We start from the raw sequence: 17,415 nt of genomic DNA, 5'->3' as shown, positions 1-17,415 counted from the left end.
TGCCCGGTTTCGGAGACCGGACATGAAGCTCATCGATTCCATCGTCACCCAGGCCGCGGGCATCGCGGCCGTGCGGCGCGACATCCACGCGCACCCCGAACTCTGCTTCGAGGAGGTGCGCACCGCCGACCTCGTCGCCGCCAAGCTCACCGAGTGGGGCATTCCCATCCGCCGCGGCATGGGCACCACCGGCGTGGTGGGCATCGTGCACGGCCGCGACGGCGGCGCCAGTGGCCGGGCGATCGGCCTGCGCGCCGACATGGACGCCCTGCCCATGCAGGAGCACAACCGCTTCGCCCACGCCAGCCAGCACGCCGGCAAGATGCACGCCTGCGGCCACGACGGCCACACCGCCATGCTGCTGGCTGCGGCCCAGCACTTCGCCAAGCACCGCCACTTCGACGGCACGGTCTACCTGATCTTCCAGCCGGCCGAGGAGGGCGGCGGCGGCGCGCGCGAAATGATCAAGGACGGCCTGTTCAGCGAGTGTCCGATGGAAGCGGTGTTCGGCATGCACAACTGGCCCGGCCTGCCCACAGGCAGCTTCGCGGCCAGCGCCGGGCCGGTCATGGCCTCCACCAGCGAATTCAAGATCACCATCCGCGGCAAGGGCGGGCACGCCGCGCTGCCGCACACCGGCATCGACCCGGTGCCGGTGGCCTGCCAGATGGTCATGGGCTTCCAGACCATCATCACGCGCAACAAGAAGCCGGTGGACGCGGGCGTGATCTCGGTCACCATGGTCCACACCGGCGAGGCCACCAACGTCGTGCCCGACCACGCCGAGCTGCAAGGCACCGTGCGCACCTTCACCTACGAGGTGCTCGACCTGATCGAAAAGCGCATGCAGGCAATCGCCGAGCACACCTGCGCGGCCTATGGCACCACCTGCGAGTTCCAGTTCCACCGCAACTACCCGCCCACCGTGAATCACCCGGCGGAGACCGCCTTCGCGCGCGAAGTGCTGGCCGAGATCGTCGGTCCCGAGCGCGTGCTGGCGCAGGAGCCCACCATGGGCGCCGAGGACTTTGCCTACATGCTGCAGGCCAAGCCGGGCTGCTATGTGTTCATCGCCAACGGCGACGGCGCCCACCGCGAGGTCGGCCATGGCGAAGGTCCCTGCGTGCTGCACAACCCGAACTACGATTTCAACGACGACCTGATCCCCCTGGGCGCCACCTACTGGGTGCGCCTGGCCGAAAAATGGCTGGCCCAGCCGCGCGCGAACGGGGGTGCGGCGTGATCGAGATCCGCGACGCGTTCTCCCCAACCTACGCCAAGGCCCGGGTCAAGTTTCTCGAGGCCGCCGCCGCGGCGGGCCTGGCCATCCGCAGCCACGAGCACCCGCTCAAGGGCCGCGAGGGCGAAACCCTGGCCATGGACACCGCCCTCGATGGCTCGCCCGACGCCGAACAACTGCTCATCGTGAGCAGCGCCTGCCATGGCGCCGAGGGCTTCTGCGGCTCCGGCGTGCAGGTGCACGCCCTGCACGACGCCGAGTGGCGCGCCAAGGCGCGCGACAGCGGCGTGGCGGTGCTCTACATCCACGCGCTCAACCCGCACGGCTTCTCCTGGCTGCGCCGCGTGACGCACGAGAACGTGGACCTGAACCGCAACTTCCAGGACTTCTCCGGCCCCCTGCCGGTGAACGAGGACTACGCCGATCTGCACCACCTGCTGCTGCCGGACGAGTGGCCGCCCACGGCCGAGAACGAAGCGGCCGTGCGCAGCTGGATCGCCCGGCGCGGCATGACCGCTTTCCAGGCGGCCATCACCATGGGCCAGCACCGCTTCCCCGACGGCCTGTTCTTCGGCGGCACCGCGCCCACCTGGAACAACGACACGGTGCGCCGGGTGCTGCGCGAGCAGGCCGGGCGCGCGCGCCGCGTGGCCTGGATCGACCTGCACACCGGCCTGGGTCCCAGCGGCCTGGGCGAGCGCATCTTCGCCTGCCGCGACGACGCGGCCGCCTTCGCGCGCGCCAAGGCCTGGTGGGGCGGCGACGGCGCCACGCCCATCACCTCCATCTACGATGGCTCGTCCACCTCGGCCCTGCTCACCGGCCTGATGTGGGTGTCCATCTACCAGGAATGCCCGCAGGCGGAGTACACCGGCATCGCACTGGAGTACGGCACGGTGCCGATTCCCGAGGTGATCGATGCGCTGCGCGGCGACCACTGGCTGCACCAGCACCCCGATGCGCCGGCCGAGCTGCAGGCGACCATCAAGCAGCGCGTCAAGGACGCCTTCTACACCGACACCGACGTCTGGCGCGGCCAGATCGTGAGCCAGGCGCGCCAGGCCCTCTTCCAGGCGGTCGACGGCCTGAAGGGCTGAGGGCCCTGTGATCGAGGCGTGATTTCCACCGGGCTGCCGCGCCGCGGCCCGGTGCTCCCGACGTCAAATGCCGGCCCGCGCGCCACCGGGCGCCGCGCGTGCAAGGAGCACCGATGGAAATCGAATGGGGTTCGCGCTACGAGTTGCCGCCGCCACGGCCCGAGCTGCCGGCCGCCTGGGCCCTGGAAGAGCTGGCCGATGAGCTGATGCGCCTGCGGGTGGGCGGCGTCAACCCCAGGCTGTTGGGCGTGCCCGACGCGTTCGGCGCGGGCGGCTGGTGCATTCACCCCGAGGGCCCGGTCTGGGTGGTCTACTACGCCGAAGGGGGGCGCCGCTGGCGCCCCTCGGTTTTCACCAGCCCCTTCGACGCCGCCAATTTCTACCTGTGGCTGCACCTGGCCGACATGGCGCCGGCGGCGCGCGGCGCGGCGCGCTTCCTGGGCTTTTCGCTCAGCGCTGGTACGCCGACGACAGTGCCATGAGGTGCTGGCGCTGCGCGGGCTCCAGGTAGGGGGCGAGCTGGTGCAGCACGTGCTGCGCGCCACGCAGCAGCGCCGCCTGCGCGTGGTCGGGCTCCAGGGCGTGGCGCGGGTCGCGCACGTACTCGAAGCTCAGCCAGAAGGTGAGCAAGGCCACCATGCCGTCGGCCGTGGGGTCGAGTTCGCGGCCGTCGATCTGGATCGCGCCCGAGCGGCCCAGGCCGCCCAGCAGCTGGCGGACGGCGCGCGTCTTGGCCCCCAGCAGGCCCTGGAAGCGCGTCTCCAGCAGGCGGTTCTTGGACAGCAGGTCGTTCAGGTCGCGGTAAAGGAAGCGGTACTCCCAGATGCGCTCGAACAGCGAGTGCAGGAAGAACCAGGCGTCTTCCACGTGACGCACGCCCTCGGCCGCGCCCAGCAACTCGTTCAGGGAACGTTCATAGCGCTCGAACAGCGAGTTGATGAGTTCGTCCTTGGCCGGGTAGTGGTAGTACAGGTTGCCGGGGCTGATGCCCAGCTCGGCAGAGATCAGCGTGGTGGAGACGTTGGGCTCGCCGAATCGGTTGAACAGCGCCAGCGAGGTTTCCAGGATGCGTTCGGCCGTGCGGCGCGGGGCTTTCTTGGGCATGCGCGCGGGGTTCATTGGAATGCCCGCCGTGCGGCGCGCGGCGGGGCGGGGCGCCGTGGGAGCGGCCCGGTGGTGCTCTCTGCGGTGGTCGGCAGGCGGCGCTGCAGTTCGTCGAGCACGCGGTGCAGCCGCGTGGCCACGGCGCTGTCGGCGGGCCGGTAGCGCGTGTCGATCAGGCGGCGTTCGGGGTCGGCGAGAGCGGCGTGGTCGATGGTGATGCCGTGGCGCGCCAGTTGCGGCGCCAGGCGGCCCGCGCGCAGCCGCAGCAGCGCGCGCGTGCGCTGGAAGGCGTGTTCGGCCATCTCGCGGCGCTGGCGGTAGCTGAAGGTGTTGGCGAAGAACAGCTCGGCGTCGCGCTGGTCGGGCTCGATCAGCACGATGTCGGTGTGGGGGTAGATGCGCTCGTAGCGTTCGAAGGCCAGCACCAGGCGCGAATGGATCATGGAGCGGAAGGTCTGGCTCATCACCACCGGCAGCCCGCCTTCCACCAGCGCGGGGATGCGGCCGCCGTGCGTTGACTCCGGGGTGGCGTGGTAAGGCACGAGGGGATTGAGGCACAGGAGCAGGTCCACGCCATCGTCCAGGGCGACCGAGGCGTGCATGGTCTTCTTGAGCGCGCCATCCACGTAGTGCCGCCCGCCGATCTGCACCGGCGGGAACAGGCCGGGCAGGGCGGCGCTGGCCTGGATGGCGCGCGAGATCGGCACCTGGTCCCAACCCGGCTGGCCGAAGGGCGCCGCCTCGCCGGTGTCCAGGTCGGTGGCCACCAGGGTCAGCCGCGCGCGCAGGTCGGCAAAGCGGTTGCTGCGGCCGGGCCGGCTGAACAGCCGGGCGATCTCGCGGTGGATGGTGTCGTTGTCGAGCACGCCGGCGGGCAGCGCCGCTCCCAGGCGCTCCAGTGCCTGGCTCAAGGCCTTGCCCTGGACCAGCCAGGACCAGGCGGCCTCGCCCGCCAGGCGCGGCAGCGTGCGCAGGCGCTGGGCGAACTCGCCCCAGGCCGGCTGCATCAGCCAGGCCGGGTCGAAGCCGTCGAGCCGGGGCCGGTCCTCGATGAAGGTCTCGCACAGTTCGCGCGGGGCAATGCCATTGGCCAGCGCGGCGGCGATGAAGCCGCCCGCCGACACGCCCACGTAGTGAGCGCAGGCGTTGAGGTCCAGGCCGTCGAGCGAGTCGTCGAGCGCGCACAGGGCGCCGATCTCGTAGATGGCGCCCAGCGGACCGCCACCGGCCAGGGCCAGCCCGATGCGCGGCGGGCGCGCGCGGGCGGGGGGGCGCGGGCGGGTGCGGGTCATGGGGTCACCTCCGTGCAGCGCGCGGCGCTGCGAGCCCCTGCGGGCGGCCGTGCGGGTCTCATGCGGCCAAGTGTAGGGCGTGCCCCCGCTCAGGGCTGCTGCGGCGCAGCAGGGCGGATCACGCGGTGGCTTTCTTCGCCGGGGCTTTGCGGGCGGCGCTGCGCTTGGCGGGTGCCTTGCGAGGCGCGGCCTTGGCGCTGGCCGAGGCCTTGCGCGCGGGCTTGGTGGCCAGGCCCACGCCGCCGAGTTTGAGCACCTGCTGGTTGAGCGCCTCGATGCGCTCCATCAGCGCCTCGACGTCGCGCGCCGACGGCACGCCCAACTTGCCCAGGGCCTTGGCCACGCGCTCCTCGAACAGGCTCTCCAGCTTGTCCCACTGGCCGGCGGCCTTGCTCTGGATGTCGTTGGCCATGCTGCTCACGCGGCTGGTGGCCTCGCTGATGCGCTCCTCGGCCGCGGTCTGGGTCTTGCGCTGGATGTTCATGCCTTCCTTGACCAGGGTCTCGAAGGCCTTGCCGCCTTCCGCCTGCGCCTTGGCGAAGGCGCCGAGGCCGGCCAGCCAGATCTGCTGGGCCGATTCCTTGATGGCGCCGGCCAGCGGCGAGGCGCCGTGGCCCTTCTCGTTGCCGCCGTCGGTGCGGGCGCTGCCGCCCTTCTTCTGGATCTTCTTGACCATGCTTCGGGCTCCTGTGGTGGTTGCTGCGAATGCGCTGGCGGCCTGAGGGGCGTCACCATTGCCGCGCATGGTGGCGGCCCACGCCGGGCCTGTGTAGGGGCATGCGACTAAATCGGCCGCGGGTTTCTGCGGAATGGGCCGTCCGATCGCGTGCAACAGAATCGCGAGCGATGCCCCTTTGCGGCACCCCAGCAACAACACACAGGAGTCCCCCATGCAGTACTTCGTGACCGGAGCCACCGGCTTCATCGGCAAGCGCCTCGTTCGCCGGCTGCTGCAGCGAAAGGGGGCGGTGGTGCACTTCCTGATCCGGCGCGAAAGCGAAGGCAAGGTGGCGGCGCTGCGCGAGTACTGGGGCGTGGGGCCGGCGCGCGCGGTGCCGGTGTTCGGCGACCTCACCGAGAAGAAGCTCGGCGTCTCGGCCGACGACGCGAAGGCCCTCAAGGGGCAGATCGACCACTTCTTTCACCTGGCCGCGGTGTACGACCTGGGCGCCGACGAGGAGAGCCAGGTGGCCGCCAACATCGACGGCACGCGCCACACGCTGGAGCTGGCCAAGGCCATCGGTGCGGGCCACTTCCACCACGTCTCGTCCATCGCCGCGGCGGGGCTGTACGAGGGCGTGTTCCGCGAGGACATGTTCGAGGAGGCCGAGAACGTCGATCACCCCTATTTCATGACCAAGCACGAGAGCGAGAAGCTGGTGCGCGCCGAGAACAAGCTGGCCTGGACCGTGTACCGCCCGGCCATGGTGGTGGGCGACAGCCAGACCGGCGAGATGGACAAGATCGACGGCCCCTATTACTTCTTCAAGCTGATCCAGCGCATGCGCCAGATCCTGCCGCCGTGGATGCCCAGCATCGGCCTGGAGGGCGGGCGCATCAACATCGTGCCGGTGGACTTCGTGGTCAACGCGCTCGACCACATCGCCCATGGCCCGCGGCAGGGCGGCGAGTGCTTCCACCTGGTGGACCCGGTGGGCTACCGCGTGGGCGATGTGCTCGACATCTTCAGCAAGGCCGCGCACGCGCCCAAGATGAACCTGTTCGTGAATGCCGCGCTGCTGGGCTTCATCCCCAAGAGCGTGAAGAAGGGACTGATGGCCCTGGCGCCGGTGCGCCGCGTGCGCGACGCGGTGATGAAGGACCTGGGCCTGCCCGAGGACATGCTCACCTTCGTCAACTACCCCACGCGCTTCGACTGCCGCGGCACGCTGGCCGCGCTCAAGGGCAGCGGCGTGGAATGCCCGAACCTGAAGGACTACGCCTGGCGCCTGTGGGACTACTGGGAGCGCCACCTCGATCCCGACCTGCACCGCGACCGCAGCCTGCGGGGGACCGTCGCGGGAAAGGTGGTCCTGGTCACGGGCGGTAGTTCCGGCATCGGCCTGGCGGCGGCGCACACCTTCGCCGAGGCCGGCGCCACCACCATCATTTGCGGCCGTGACCAGGACAAACTCGACGAGGCCTGCAAGGAGGCCAAGGCCAAGGGCTACCAGTTCATCGCCTACCCGGCCGACATCGCCGACATGGCCGATTGCGACCGCTTCGTGCAGCTGCTGGTGCAGCAGCACGGTGGCGTGGACTTCCTCATCAACAACGCCGGCCGTTCCATCCGCCGGGCCATCGAGGGCAGCTACGACCGCTTCCACGACTTCGAGCGCACCATGCAGCTCAACTACTTTGGCTGCCTGCGCGTGACCATGGGCCTGCTGCCGGGCATGGTGCAGCGGCGCCGGGGCCACGTGGTCAACATCAGCTCGATCGGCGTGCTCACCAACGCGCCGCGCTTCTCGGCCTACGTGGCCAGCAAGGCCGCGCTGGACGCCTGGACGCGCTGCGCCAGCAGCGAGTTCGCCGACCAGGGCATCACCTTCACCACGATCAATATGCCCCTGGTGCGCACCCCCATGATCGCGCCCACCAAGATCTACAACAACGTGCCCACGCTGAGCCCCGAGGAGGCCGCCGACATGATCGCCCAGGCCTGCATCGACAAGCCGGTGCGCATCGCCACCCGCCTGGGCGTGACCGGCCAGGTGATGCACGCGCTGGTGCCGCGCATCGCGCAGATCGTGATGAACACCAGCTTCCGCATGTTCCCGGACTCGGCGGCGGCCAAGGGCGAGAAGGGCGCGAAGGCGCAGTTGTCGCCCGAGGCGATCGCCATGCAGCAGATGATGCGGGGCATCCATTTCTGAAGCCCCCCGCGGCGCGTCGCGCCACCCGGCCCCCCGAGGGGCAACACCGGCGGCCCGGCGAAGCCGGTTCCGCGGTGTGCCTGGATCGAGACCCTGGCGTTGTGTGCCTCTCTAGAATCGCGGTTTTGTTCCTCTCGGAAGAACTTCGCGCATGTCCACCGCTCCCGACATCACCACCATCGCGCCGCGCGACCGCGCGGAAATCCTCGCCCAGGCGCTGCCCTACATCCGGCAGTTCCACGGCAAGACCATGGTCATCAAGTACGGCGGCAACGCCATGACCGACCCGGCCCTGCAGCAGGATTTCGCCGAGGACGTGGTGCTGCTCAAGCTGGTGGGCATCAACCCGGTGGTCGTGCACGGTGGCGGGCCGCAGATCGAGACCCTGCTCAAGCGCCTGGGCAAGAAGGGCGAGTTCATCCAGGGCATGCGCGTCACCGATGCCGAGACCATGGAAGTCGTGGAGTGGGTGCTGGCCGGCGAGGTGCAGCAGGACATCGTGGGCCTGATCAACCAGGCCGGCGGCAAGGCGGTGGGCCTGACCGGCCGCGACGGCGCCATGATCCGCGCGCGCAAGCTGCGCATGGCCGACCAGGCCGACCCCTCACGCGAGCACGACGTCGGCCAGGTCGGCGACATCGTGGGCGTCGACCCGGCGGTGGTGAAGGCCCTGCAGGACGACCAGTTCATCCCGGTCGTGAGCCCGATCGGCTTTGGCGAGCACAACGAGAGCTACAACATCAACGCCGACGTGGTGGCCGCCAAGCTGGCCACCGTGCTGCAGGCCGAGAAGCTGCTCATGCTCACCAACATCCGCGGCGTGCTCGACAAGGAAGGCCAACTGCTCACGGAACTCACGCCGAGCCGCATCGACGAGCTGGTGGCCGACGGCACCATCTCCGGCGGCATGATTCCCAAGATCGCCGGCGCGCTGGACGCCGCCAAGAGCGGCGTGAACGCGGTGCACATCATCGACGGCCGCGTGCCGCACGCGCTGTTGCTCGAGGTGCTGGGCAACGAGCCCTTCGGCACCATGATCAAGGGATGACAGCCCCCACGCTCCACCGCTGCGCGGGCCGCTGCCCCCCGAGGGGTCGCGTTTCGCCTTGGGGCGGCCCGGCGGCGAAACCATCGCGGTGAGCTCATGCGTTTGCTCTTGGTCGAGGACGACGTCATGGTCGCCAGCGGCATCAAGCTGGGCCTGGCCGACGCGGGCTACACCGTCGACTGGGTGGGCAGCGCCGAGCGCGCCGAGCAGGTGCTGGCGCGCGAGGGCTTCGACGCCGCCATCTTCGACATCGGCCTGCCCGGTGGCGACGGCCTGGCGCTCACGCGCCTCATCCGCGCGCAGGGCCTGGCGCTGCCGGTGCTGATCCTCACCGCCCGCGACGCGCTGCACGACCGCGTGCAGGGCCTGGACCTCGGTGCGGACGACTACATGGTCAAGCCCTTCGAGCTGCCCGAGCTGCTGGCCCGCCTGCGCGCGCTGCTGCGACGCTCCCAGGCCGCCACCTCGGCCGTGCTGGGCTTCGGCGCGCTGGAGATGGACACCGCGCAGCGGCGCGTCACGCTCGCGGGCCAGCCGCTGGAGCTGGGCCCGCGCGAATGGACCGTGCTCGAGTACATGCTGATGCAGACCCCCAAGCCTGTGGCCAAAGACAAGCTGCTGGCCGCGCTCACCGGCTGGGACAAGGAAATCACGCCCAACGCGATCGAGGTCTACGTCTCGCGGCTGCGCGCCAAGCTGGAGCCGGCGGGCATCGCGGTGCGTGCCATCCGCGGTTTCGGCTACCGCCTGGAGTGCGCCGATGCCGCGGGTCGCGCCGACGCCTGAGCCCGGCGCCCCGCGCGACCTGATCGGCGGCCTGCGGCGCCGCCTCTTGGTCATGCTGCTGGCCACCATCGGGGCCATTGGCGCGGCCACGTTGGCCTTCCACTACCAGGGCGCGGGCACCGCCGCGCTGCAGCAGGACCAGCGCCTGCTGCGCCTGGTGCCCATGCTGGCCGACTCGGTGGTGCTGCCGCGCGGCGGCACCCCCACCGATGGCACCGACCTCACCCTGCTGATGGCGCCGCCGATCCAGGAGTTCCTGGCCGACCGCGACGGCCACACCGCCGTGGGCGTGTTCAGCCCGCGGGGCGAGCGCCTGTTCGGCGCCGACTGGCTGCCGGTGCTGCTGCCCACCACCGAGGCCCCCGAGTTCGTGAGTGTGGTCGATGCGGGCGTCACGCACCGCGTGGTCGCCCAGCGCGCGGTCACCGAAGCGGGCGAGCTCATCCTGGTGCTGGCCGACGGCAGCGACGCGCGCCAGCACTGGCTGCGCAACGTGCTGCTGCGCGTGCTCCTGCCCAACCTGGCGCTGTTCGCGGTGGCCGCGGGCATGCTGGGCTGGGGCGTCACTCGGGCGTTGCAGCCGCTCATGGACCTGCGGCAGGCGGTGGAGCGGCGCTCGCCGCGCGACCTGAGCCCGATCGACGAGCGCCACACGCCGGCCGAGGTGCGTCCGTTGGTCCAGGCCCTCAACCGCCTGTTCGCGCGAGTCAATGAGCAAAGCGACACCCAGCGGCGCTTCGTGGCCGACGCCGCGCACCAGCTGCGCACGCCGCTGGCCGGGCTGCAGGCCCAGGTGGAGGCCTGGGCCCAGGCGGCGCGCAGCATGGGCGCGGGCGACCTGCTGAGCCTGCGCGCCGAGCAGGTGCTGCGCCTGCGCGACGCCACGCGCAACACCACCCAGCTGGCCAACCAGTTGCTGGCCCTGTCGCGGGCCGACGCGCTGCGCGACGACGACGCGGCCCGCGAGACGGTGGACCTGGCCGAGCTCTGCGAAACCGTGCTCGCGCATTTCCTGGACGCCGCCGGCGCGCGCCGCATCGACCTGGGGCTGGAGGCGGCGCCCGCGCGCGTGCAAGGCCACGCCTGGCTGCTGCGCGAGCTGCTGATCAATCTGGTGGACAACGCCATCAAGTACACCCCCGTGGGCGGTGCCGTCACCCTGCGCTGCGCTCAGGGCGATGGCGGGGCGGGCGCGGCCTGGATCGAGGTGGAAGACGACGGCCCCGGCATCGCGCCGGCCGAGCGCGCGCGCGTGCTGCAGCGCTTTTACCGGGTGCCCGGCACCGCTGGCAGCGGGCACGGGCTGGGCCTGGCGATCGCCGATGGCATCGCCCGCGTGCACCACACGCAGCTGCAGCTGGGCAGCGGCGCCGAGGGGCATGGCCTGTGCGTGCGCGTGGTCTTCGATGCGGTTGCCCACTAGCTGCGCAGACCGCGCCGATGCTGGGTAACCAGATGTAGCCGGCTGTGCGAGAATGCCGCGCGAATACCCCCGAGCCCCATCGGGGGACCGCGTCCACCGGACTGTCAGCCACCTCACGGACCACCGACCATGACCCCTGCTGCCGCGCCCGACATGCCCTCGCCCGACGACGCCACGCTGGACGCCGCGTCCGCCACGGAAGCGGTCGAGGCCACCGGCCGCAAGCGGCCCAAGCCGGGCGAGCGCCGCGTGCAGATCCTGCAGGCCCTGGCCACCATGCTCGAGCAGCCCGGTGCCGAGCGCATCACCACCGCGGCCCTGGCGGCGCGGCTCGAGGTGAGCGAGGCGGCGCTGTACCGCCACTTCGCCAGCAAGGCCCAGATGTTCGAGGGCTTGATCGAGTTCATCGAACAAACCGTCTTCGGCCTCATCAACCAGCTCGACGAGCGCGAGCCCGATGCCCAGGCGCGCTGCCGCAAGCTCGTGGCCCTGTTGCTGCAGTTCGGCGAGAAAAACCCCGGCATGACGCGCGTGATGGTCGGTGACGCCCTGGTGTTCGAGAACGAGCGCCTGCAGCAGCGCATGAACCTCTTCTTCGACAAGATCGAGGCCACGCTGCGCCACAACCTGCGCGAGGCCGCCACGCTCGGCGGCGCCGCCACGCCCACGGTGGACGCGCAGGCCGACGCCTCCGTCATCACGGCCTTCTGCGTCGGGCGCCTGCAGCGCTTCGCGCGCAGCGGCTTCAAGCGTTCGCCCAACGAAAGCCTGGAGCACAGCCTGGCGCTGCTGCTGCCCGGCGGGCGGGGCTGAGCCGCCGCTTCGGGCGGCGAGCGTCTCGGGCGCCGGCACCGTGTCCCGGCCGGCCCGGGGCGGGCGGCCGGCCCTTCGGTCGCCGCAACCCTGCCGCCCTCTTAGGCAGCTGGCTCTAAATCAAACCCGCGCAAAATGCCCTCGGGCTTGCCAGTCGCGCCGGAATCTGGGTAAAAATAGAACGACCGTTCGTTTCTTTCGGCCGACACCCCCGGCCGATCCACCCAGTCCCCGCATGAGCGACACCACCGCCAGCCGTCCCCGCCGCGCCGCGCCCGCCAATGGCCGCGCGGCCAAGCCCCAACCCAAGGGCCAGCAGACCAAGGCCGCCATCGTCGACGCCGCCTTGGGCCTGGCCACGCAGATCGGGCTCGAAGGCCTGTCCATCGGCGCGCTCGCCGAAGTCATGCAGATGAGCAAGTCCGGTGTCTTCGCGCACTTCGGTTCGCGCGAGGAGCTGCAGATTTCGGTGGTGCGCGAGTACCACACGCGCTTCGAGGACGAGGTCTTCTACCCCGCCATGAGTGCCCCGCGCGGCCTGCCGCGCCTGCGCGCGATGTTCGACAACTGGATGAAGCGCACCTCGGTCGAGATCGACTCGGGGTGCATCTATATCAGCGGCGCCGTCGAGTTCGACGACCGCCCCGGCCCCGTGCGTGACGCGCTCGCGAGCTCGGTCAGCACCTGGCAGGAGGCCCTGCGGCGCGCGATCGAGATCGCCGCGGAGGAGGGCCACCTGTCGGCCGACACCGACGCGTCACAGGTGGCCTTCGAAATCCACGGCCTGATCCTTGCCCTGCACTACGAGGCGCGCTTCCTGCGCAGCCCCGGCTGCCTCGACCGCGCCTGGCGCGGCTTCGGCGCCATCCTCGAGCGCAACGGCGCGCACCAGCCCGTCGGCCGCAAGGCCTGACCGCCCCTTTTCATTTCGACGAAACCACAGGAGAACACCCCCATGCCCGTCTACTCCCCCCCGCTGCGCGACATGCAGTTCGTGATGCACGAGGTCTTCAATGCCGTGGAGGAGCTCAAGGCCTGCCCGCCGCATGCCGACATCGACGCCGACACCATCAACGCGGTGCTGGAAGAGGGCGGCAAGTTCGCGGCCGAGGTGACCTTCCCGCTCAACATCGGCGGCGACGCGGAAGGTTGCGTGCTGGACAAGTCCACGCATGAGGTGAAGGCGCCCAAGGGCTTCAAGGAGGCCTACGCGCAGTACGTGGAAGGTGGCTGGCCCGCGCTCTCCTGCGACCCGGCGTTCGGCGGCCAGGGCCTGCCCCTGATCGTGAACCAGTGCTTCTACGAGATGCTCAACAGCGCCAACCAGGCCTGGACCATGTACCCCGGCCTGTCGCACGGCGCCTACGAATGCCTGCACGCCCACGGCTCGCCTGAGCAGAAAAAGCGCTACCTGCCCAAGCTCACCAGCGGCGAATGGACCGGCACCATGTGCCTGACCGAGCCGCACTGCGGCACCGACCTGGGCCTGCTGCGCACCAAGGCCGAGCCCCAGGCCGACGGCACCTACAAGCTCACGGGCCAGAAGATCTTCATCAGCGCCGGCGAACACGACCTGGCCGAGAACATCCTGCACCTGGTGCTCGCGCGCCTGCCGGACGCGCCCGTGGGCAGCAAGGGCATCAGCCTGTTCCTGGTGCCCAAGCACCTGGTGAAGGCCGACGGCACCCTCGGCGAGCGCAACGCCATCCACTGCGGCGGCCTGGAGCACAAGATGGGCATCCACGGCAACGCCACGGCCCAGATGGTGCTCGACGGCGCCGTGGGCACCCTGGTGGGTGAGCCCAACAAGGGCCTGCCCGCCATGTTCGTGATGATGAACGCCGCCCGCCTGGGCGTGGGCAACCAGAGCCTGGGCCTGACCGAAGTGGCCTACCAGAACGCGCTGGCCTACGCCAAGGACCGCATCCAGATGCGCAGCCTCTCGGGCGTGAAGGCCAAGGACAAGCCGGCCGACCCCATCATCGTGCACCCCGACGTGCGCAAGATGCTGCTCACGGCCAAGGCCTACGCCGAAGGCGGTCGCGCGCTGCTGATGTTCTGCACCCTGCTGCTCGACAAGGAGCTGCACCACCCCGACGAGAAGGTGCGCAAGGACAGCGCCGACCTCGCCGCGCTGCTCACGCCCATCGCCAAGGCCTTCCTCACCGACAACGGCTTCGAGGCCACCAACCACTGCATGCAGGTGTTCGGCGGGCACGGCTACATCAAGGAATGGGGCATGGAGCAGTTCGTGCGCGATGCCCGCATCAACATGATCTACGAGGGCACCAACACGGTCCAGAGCCTGGACCTGCTGGGCCGCAAGGTGCTGGGCAACAACGGGGCCACGCTCAAGAAATTCGGCAAGCTCGTGGCCGCGCTGGTGGAAGAGGAGGGCGTGAACGAGAAGATGGCCGAGTTCATCAACCCGCTGGCCTACCTGGGCGAGCAGATGACCAAGTTCACCACCGAGATCGGCTTCAAGGGCCTGCAGAACCCCGACGAGGTGGGCGCGGCCGCCGTGCCTTACCTGCGCGTGGCCGGCCACCTGGTGTTCGCCTACTTCTTCGCGCGCATGGCCCAGGCGGCGCAGCGCGCCATCGACGGCGGCAGCAGCGACCCGTTCTACGCCGCCAAGCTGCAGACCGCGCGCTTTTACTTCGCCAAGCTGTTCCCCGAGACGGCCACGCTGATGCGCCTGGCGCGATCGGGCAGCCAGGCGCTGATGGACACCGATCTGGCCTTGGCATGAGACACCCCCGCGCCGCTTCGCGTCGCCCCCTCAGGGGGGCAACGCCAGCGGCTGGGCACCGCCAGTTCCGCGGCATTTCTCGATCACTTCCCCTCGCTCCAAGGAGACTGCCATGAAGAGAACCTTGTTCGCTCTTGCCGGCCTTTTTCTGGCCGGCCTGGCCCACGCGCAGATGACGCCCGCGGGCCTGTGGAAGACCATCGACGACGACTCCAAGAAGGAGAAGTCGCTGGTTCGCATCACCGAGAACAACGGTGTCTTCAGCGGCCGCATCGAGAAGCTGCTCGACCCCGCCAGCGACCCCAAGGGCGTGTGCGACAAGTGCACCGACGACCGCAAGGACAAGCCCATCGTGGGCCTGGAGATCCTGCGCGACATCAAGGCCGGCGAGAGCGACAAGACCGTGTTCGAGGGCGGCAGCATCGTCGACCCGAACAACGGCAAGAGCTACCGCGCGCGCCTCAAGCCCGTCAATGGCGGTGCGCAACTTGAGATGCGCGGCTACATCGGCCCCTTCTTCCGAACCCAGGTCTGGCAACGCGTGGAATGACCTTTCGCCAGCCTTTTTCCGAACACCCCATGAACCGATTCAACGTCAGAAAAGTCGCCGTGCTCGGCGCGGGCGTGATGGGCGCGCAGATCGCCGCCCATCTCGTCAACGTCAAGGTGCCGGTCGTGCTCTTCGACCTTCCGGCGAAGGAAGGCCCGAAGAACGGCACCGTCACCCGGGCGATCGAGAACCTGAAGAAACTCAAGCCCTCGCCCCTCGGCGTGGCCGCCGACGCCGACCTCATCGTCGCGGCCAACTACGAGGAGCACATGGCCCTGCTGGGCGAGTGCGACCTGGTCATCGAGGCCATCGCCGAGCGCATGGACTGGAAGCGCGACCTGTACCAGAAGATCGGGCCGCACGTGGCCCCGCACGCCATCGTGGCGTCCAACACCTCGGGCCTGTCGATCACGGCGCTGAGCGAGGCGCTGCCCGAGGCCATCAAGCCGCGCTTCTGCGGCATCCACTTCTTCAACCCGCCGCGCTACATGGTGCTGGTGGAGCTGATTGCGACGCCGGCGACGCAGCCGCTGATCCTGGACCAGCTCGAAACCTTCGTGACCAGCGGCCTGGGCAAGGGCGTGGTGCGCGCCAAGGACACGCCCAACTTCGTCGCCAACCGCATCGGCATCGCCGGCATGCTGGCCACGATGAAGGAGGTGGAGAACCACGGCCTGACGTTCGACGTCGTGGACGACCTCACCGGCAAGCGCCTGGGCCGCGCCAGCAGCGGCACCTTCCGCACCGCCGACGTGGTGGGCCTGGACACCATGGCCCACGTCATCAAGACCCTGCAGGACAACCTGAGCGCCGAGAGCGACCCGTTCTACGGCAGCTTCGGCACGCCGCCCGTGCTCAAGGCCCTGCTCGACAAGGGCCATCTGGGCCAGAAGACCAAGGCCGGCTTCTTCAGGAAGGTGGGCCGCGACATCCAACGCTTCGACCTGGCGAGCGGCGACTACGTGCCCTCGGGCGAGAAGGCCGACGAGGTCTATGGCCGCATGCTCAAGAAACCCGCCGCCGAGCGGCTGCGCCTGCTGAAGAACAGCACCGGTCCGCAGGGCCGGTTTCTCTGGGCCATCCTGCGCAACGGTTTCCACTACGCGGCCGTGCACCTGGCGAACATCGCCGACACCGCGCGCGACGTGGACCTGGCCATGCGCTGGGGCTTCGGCATGAAGCAGGGCCCTTTCGAGCTGTGGCAGGAGGCTGGCTGGCTGGAGGTGGCGAAGATGGTCCAGGAGGACATCGACGCCGGCAAGGCGCTGTCGACGGCGCCGCTGCCCGACTGGGTGTTCAAGGGCCCGGTGGCCGAGGCCGGCGGCGTGCACACCGCCCAGGGCTCGTGGAACCCCACCAAGGGTGTGTTCGAGGCACGCCGCGAGCTGCCGGTCTACCAGCGCCAGCCCTTCCCTGAACTGCTGCTCGGCGAGGCCGGCCCGCGTTTCGCCGATGCCGGCACCACCGTCGAGGAAACCGACGCGGTGCGGCTCTGGACGCTCGACAACGAGGTCCTGATCGCCAGCATCAAGACCAAGATGCATGCCATCAGCCCCGAGGTCTGCGAAGGCCTGATGCAGGCGGTGGAACTGGCCGAGGCGCAGTACCAGGGCCTGGTGGTCTGGTCGGGCGACGAACCCTTCAGCGTGGGCGCCGACCTGCAGGCCATGCTGCCGGCCTTCCTGGCCGTGGGCGTGGCCGCCATCGAGGACGCCGAGGGCTTCATGCAGCAGACCATGCTGCGCCTGCGCTACGCCAGCGTGCCCGTGGTCTCGGCCATCCGTGGTATGGCGCTGGGCGGCGGCTGCGAGCTGGCCGTCTACAGCGGCCGGCGCGTCGCGCACATGGAGAGCTACATCGGCCTGGTGGAGGTGGGCGTGGGCCTGATCCCGGGCGCGGGTGGCCTGACCTACGTCGCGCGCCGCGCGGCCGAGAACGCCGCCCGTTCCACCGGCAAGGATCTGCTGCCATTCCTCACCGAGGGCTTCACGGCGGCTGCCATGGCCAAGGTCGGCACCAGCGCGATCGAGTCGCGCGCCATCGGCTACCTGCTCGAGTCCGATCTGGTGGTGCCGCACAAGGACGAGCTGCTGTTCGTCGCGCTCAACGAAGCGAAGGCGATGTTCCGCGCCGGCTACCGCGCGCCGCACAAGCGCCTGTTCCCCGTGGCCGGGCGCGACGGCAAGGCCACCATCCTGGGCCAGCTCGTGAACATGCGCGACGGTGGCTTCATCAGCCAGCACGACTTCCACATCGCCAGCCTGATCGCCAACGTGGTCACCGGCGGCGACGTGGACCCCGGCACCCTGGTCAGCGAGGAGTACCTCATGACGCTGGAGCGCCAGGCCTTCTGCGCGCTCATCACGCACCCCAAGACGCAGGAACGCATCCTCGGGATGCTCAACACCGGCAAGCCGGTGAGGAACTGAGGAAC

15 protein-coding genes are annotated in these 17,415 nt (G+C 69.9%); 12 read left to right on the top strand and 3 right to left on the bottom strand.

The window, feature by feature from the left end; genetic code table 11:
* Window positions 1–22: 22 nt before the first annotated feature.
* The 3 genes from DY262_RS19685 (at window position 23) to DY262_RS19675 (ending at window position 2,819) form a co-directional block, all read left to right on the top strand.
* On the top strand, window positions 23–1,243 hold the full coding sequence (locus DY262_RS19685) for a M20 aminoacylase family protein (RefSeq protein WP_116960767.1): 1,221 nt from the start codon (window positions 23–25) through the stop codon (window positions 1,241–1,243).
* Window positions 1,240–2,337, top strand: coding sequence for a M14 family metallopeptidase (locus DY262_RS19680; RefSeq protein WP_116960820.1), 1,098 nt, complete (start codon window positions 1,240–1,242; stop codon window positions 2,335–2,337). The genes DY262_RS19685 and DY262_RS19680 overlap by 4 nt, the downstream gene beginning before the upstream one ends.
* 113 nt (window positions 2,338–2,450) lie before the next feature.
* A complete protein-coding gene (locus DY262_RS19675) occupies window positions 2,451–2,819 on the top strand; it encodes a hypothetical protein (RefSeq protein ID WP_116960766.1) in 369 nt (122 codons plus the stop codon).
* Here DY262_RS19675 and DY262_RS19670 read toward each other — a convergent pair.
* From DY262_RS19670 to DY262_RS19660, 3 genes are all read right to left on the bottom strand, one after another.
* Window positions 2,788–3,441: a TetR/AcrR family transcriptional regulator gene (locus DY262_RS19670; RefSeq protein WP_116960765.1), complete on the bottom strand. Its 654-nt coding sequence runs from the start codon at window positions 3,439–3,441 to the stop codon at window positions 2,788–2,790. The two genes, DY262_RS19675 and DY262_RS19670, sit on opposite strands and share 32 nt — an antisense overlap.
* Window positions 3,442–3,452: 11 nt before the next feature.
* Complete coding sequence (locus DY262_RS19665) at window positions 3,453–4,733, bottom strand: patatin-like phospholipase family protein (RefSeq protein WP_245981111.1); 1,281 nt, start codon at window positions 4,731–4,733, stop codon at window positions 3,453–3,455.
* A gap of 118 nt (window positions 4,734–4,851) precedes the next feature.
* Window positions 4,852–5,409, bottom strand: a complete 558-nt coding sequence (locus DY262_RS19660) for a phasin family protein (RefSeq protein ID WP_116960764.1) — start codon at window positions 5,407–5,409, stop codon at window positions 4,852–4,854.
* Between the two features lie 214 nt (window positions 5,410–5,623).
* Here DY262_RS19660 and DY262_RS19655 point away from each other — a divergent pair, with 214 nt between their 5' ends.
* The 9 genes from DY262_RS19655 (at window position 5,624) to DY262_RS19615 (ending at window position 17,410) form a co-directional block, all read left to right on the top strand.
* The gene (locus tag DY262_RS19655; protein ID WP_116960763.1) at window positions 5,624–7,609 is read left to right on the top strand and encodes an SDR family oxidoreductase; all 1,986 of its coding nucleotides are present in this window, start codon (window positions 5,624–5,626) and stop codon (window positions 7,607–7,609) included.
* A gap of 151 nt (window positions 7,610–7,760) precedes the next feature.
* On the top strand, window positions 7,761–8,657 hold the full coding sequence (argB, locus tag DY262_RS19650; RefSeq protein ID WP_116960762.1) for an acetylglutamate kinase: 897 nt from the start codon (window positions 7,761–7,763) through the stop codon (window positions 8,655–8,657).
* Window positions 8,658–8,753: 96 nt separating this feature from the next.
* A complete protein-coding gene (locus DY262_RS19645; protein WP_116960761.1) occupies window positions 8,754–9,443 on the top strand; it encodes a response regulator in 690 nt (229 codons plus the stop codon).
* Window positions 9,418–10,866 carry an ATP-binding protein gene (locus DY262_RS19640; protein ID WP_181936574.1) on the top strand — a complete coding sequence of 483 codons (1,449 nt, stop codon included), beginning with the start codon at window positions 9,418–9,420 and terminating at the stop codon, window positions 10,864–10,866. Before DY262_RS19645 ends, DY262_RS19640 begins: the two co-directional genes overlap by 26 nt.
* 153 nt (window positions 10,867–11,019) lie before the next feature.
* Window positions 11,020–11,679, top strand: coding sequence for a nucleoid occlusion factor SlmA (gene slmA / locus DY262_RS19635; protein ID WP_425459305.1), 660 nt, complete (start codon window positions 11,020–11,022; stop codon window positions 11,677–11,679).
* A 235-nt stretch (window positions 11,680–11,914) separates the two neighbouring features.
* A complete protein-coding gene (locus DY262_RS19630; RefSeq protein WP_116960759.1) occupies window positions 11,915–12,592 on the top strand; it encodes a TetR/AcrR family transcriptional regulator in 678 nt (225 codons plus the stop codon).
* 42 nt (window positions 12,593–12,634) lie between these two features.
* A complete protein-coding gene (locus DY262_RS19625) occupies window positions 12,635–14,431 on the top strand; it encodes an acyl-CoA dehydrogenase C-terminal domain-containing protein (protein ID WP_116960758.1) in 1,797 nt (598 codons plus the stop codon).
* Between the two features lie 112 nt (window positions 14,432–14,543).
* Entirely contained in the window at window positions 14,544–14,981 is a 438-nt protein-coding gene (locus tag DY262_RS19620) for a DUF2147 domain-containing protein (protein ID WP_116960757.1), read from the top strand.
* A 29-nt stretch (window positions 14,982–15,010) separates the two neighbouring features.
* Window positions 15,011–17,410: a 3-hydroxyacyl-CoA dehydrogenase/enoyl-CoA hydratase family protein gene (locus DY262_RS19615; RefSeq protein WP_116960818.1), complete on the top strand. Its 2,400-nt coding sequence runs from the start codon at window positions 15,011–15,013 to the stop codon at window positions 17,408–17,410.
* The last annotated feature ends 5 nt before the right edge of the window (window positions 17,411–17,415 follow it).

Origin of the sequence: Hydrogenophaga borbori (genome assembly GCF_003417535.1) — a bacterium.
GTDB lineage: Bacteria > Pseudomonadota > Gammaproteobacteria > Burkholderiales > Burkholderiaceae_C > Hydrogenophaga > Hydrogenophaga borbori.
The sequence above is the reverse complement of the archived record's forward strand: the minus strand, read 5'-3'. Positions and strand labels throughout refer to the sequence as shown.

Bases quoted from the DNA above. Each gene is read 5' to 3' on its own strand.
- DY262_RS19685 (WP_116960767.1), top strand. From the start codon at position 23: ATGAAGCTCATCGATTCCATCGTCACCCAGGCCGCGGGCATCGCGGCC.
- DY262_RS19675 (WP_116960766.1), top strand. From the start codon at position 2,451: ATGGAAATCGAATGGGGTTCGCGCTACGAGTTGCCGCCGCCACGGCCC.
- DY262_RS19670 (WP_116960765.1), bottom strand. From the start codon at position 3,441: ATGCCCAAGAAAGCCCCGCGCCGCACGGCCGAACGCATCCTGGAAACC.
- DY262_RS19665 (WP_245981111.1), bottom strand. From the start codon at position 4,733: ATGACCCGCACCCGCCCGCGCCCCCCCGCCCGCGCGCGCCCGCCGCGC.
- DY262_RS19660 (WP_116960764.1), bottom strand. From the start codon at position 5,409: ATGGTCAAGAAGATCCAGAAGAAGGGCGGCAGCGCCCGCACCGACGGC.
- DY262_RS19655 (WP_116960763.1), top strand. From the start codon at position 5,624: ATGCAGTACTTCGTGACCGGAGCCACCGGCTTCATCGGCAAGCGCCTC.
- argB (WP_116960762.1), top strand. From the start codon at position 7,761: ATGTCCACCGCTCCCGACATCACCACCATCGCGCCGCGCGACCGCGCG.
- DY262_RS19645 (WP_116960761.1), top strand. From the start codon at position 8,754: ATGCGTTTGCTCTTGGTCGAGGACGACGTCATGGTCGCCAGCGGCATC.
- DY262_RS19640 (WP_181936574.1), top strand. From the start codon at position 9,418: ATGCCGCGGGTCGCGCCGACGCCTGAGCCCGGCGCCCCGCGCGACCTG.
- slmA (WP_425459305.1), top strand. From the start codon at position 11,020: ATGCCCTCGCCCGACGACGCCACGCTGGACGCCGCGTCCGCCACGGAA.
- DY262_RS19630 (WP_116960759.1), top strand. From the start codon at position 11,915: ATGAGCGACACCACCGCCAGCCGTCCCCGCCGCGCCGCGCCCGCCAAT.
- DY262_RS19625 (WP_116960758.1), top strand. From the start codon at position 12,635: ATGCCCGTCTACTCCCCCCCGCTGCGCGACATGCAGTTCGTGATGCAC.
- DY262_RS19620 (WP_116960757.1), top strand. From the start codon at position 14,544: ATGAAGAGAACCTTGTTCGCTCTTGCCGGCCTTTTTCTGGCCGGCCTG.
- DY262_RS19615 (WP_116960818.1), top strand. From the start codon at position 15,011: ATGAACCGATTCAACGTCAGAAAAGTCGCCGTGCTCGGCGCGGGCGTG.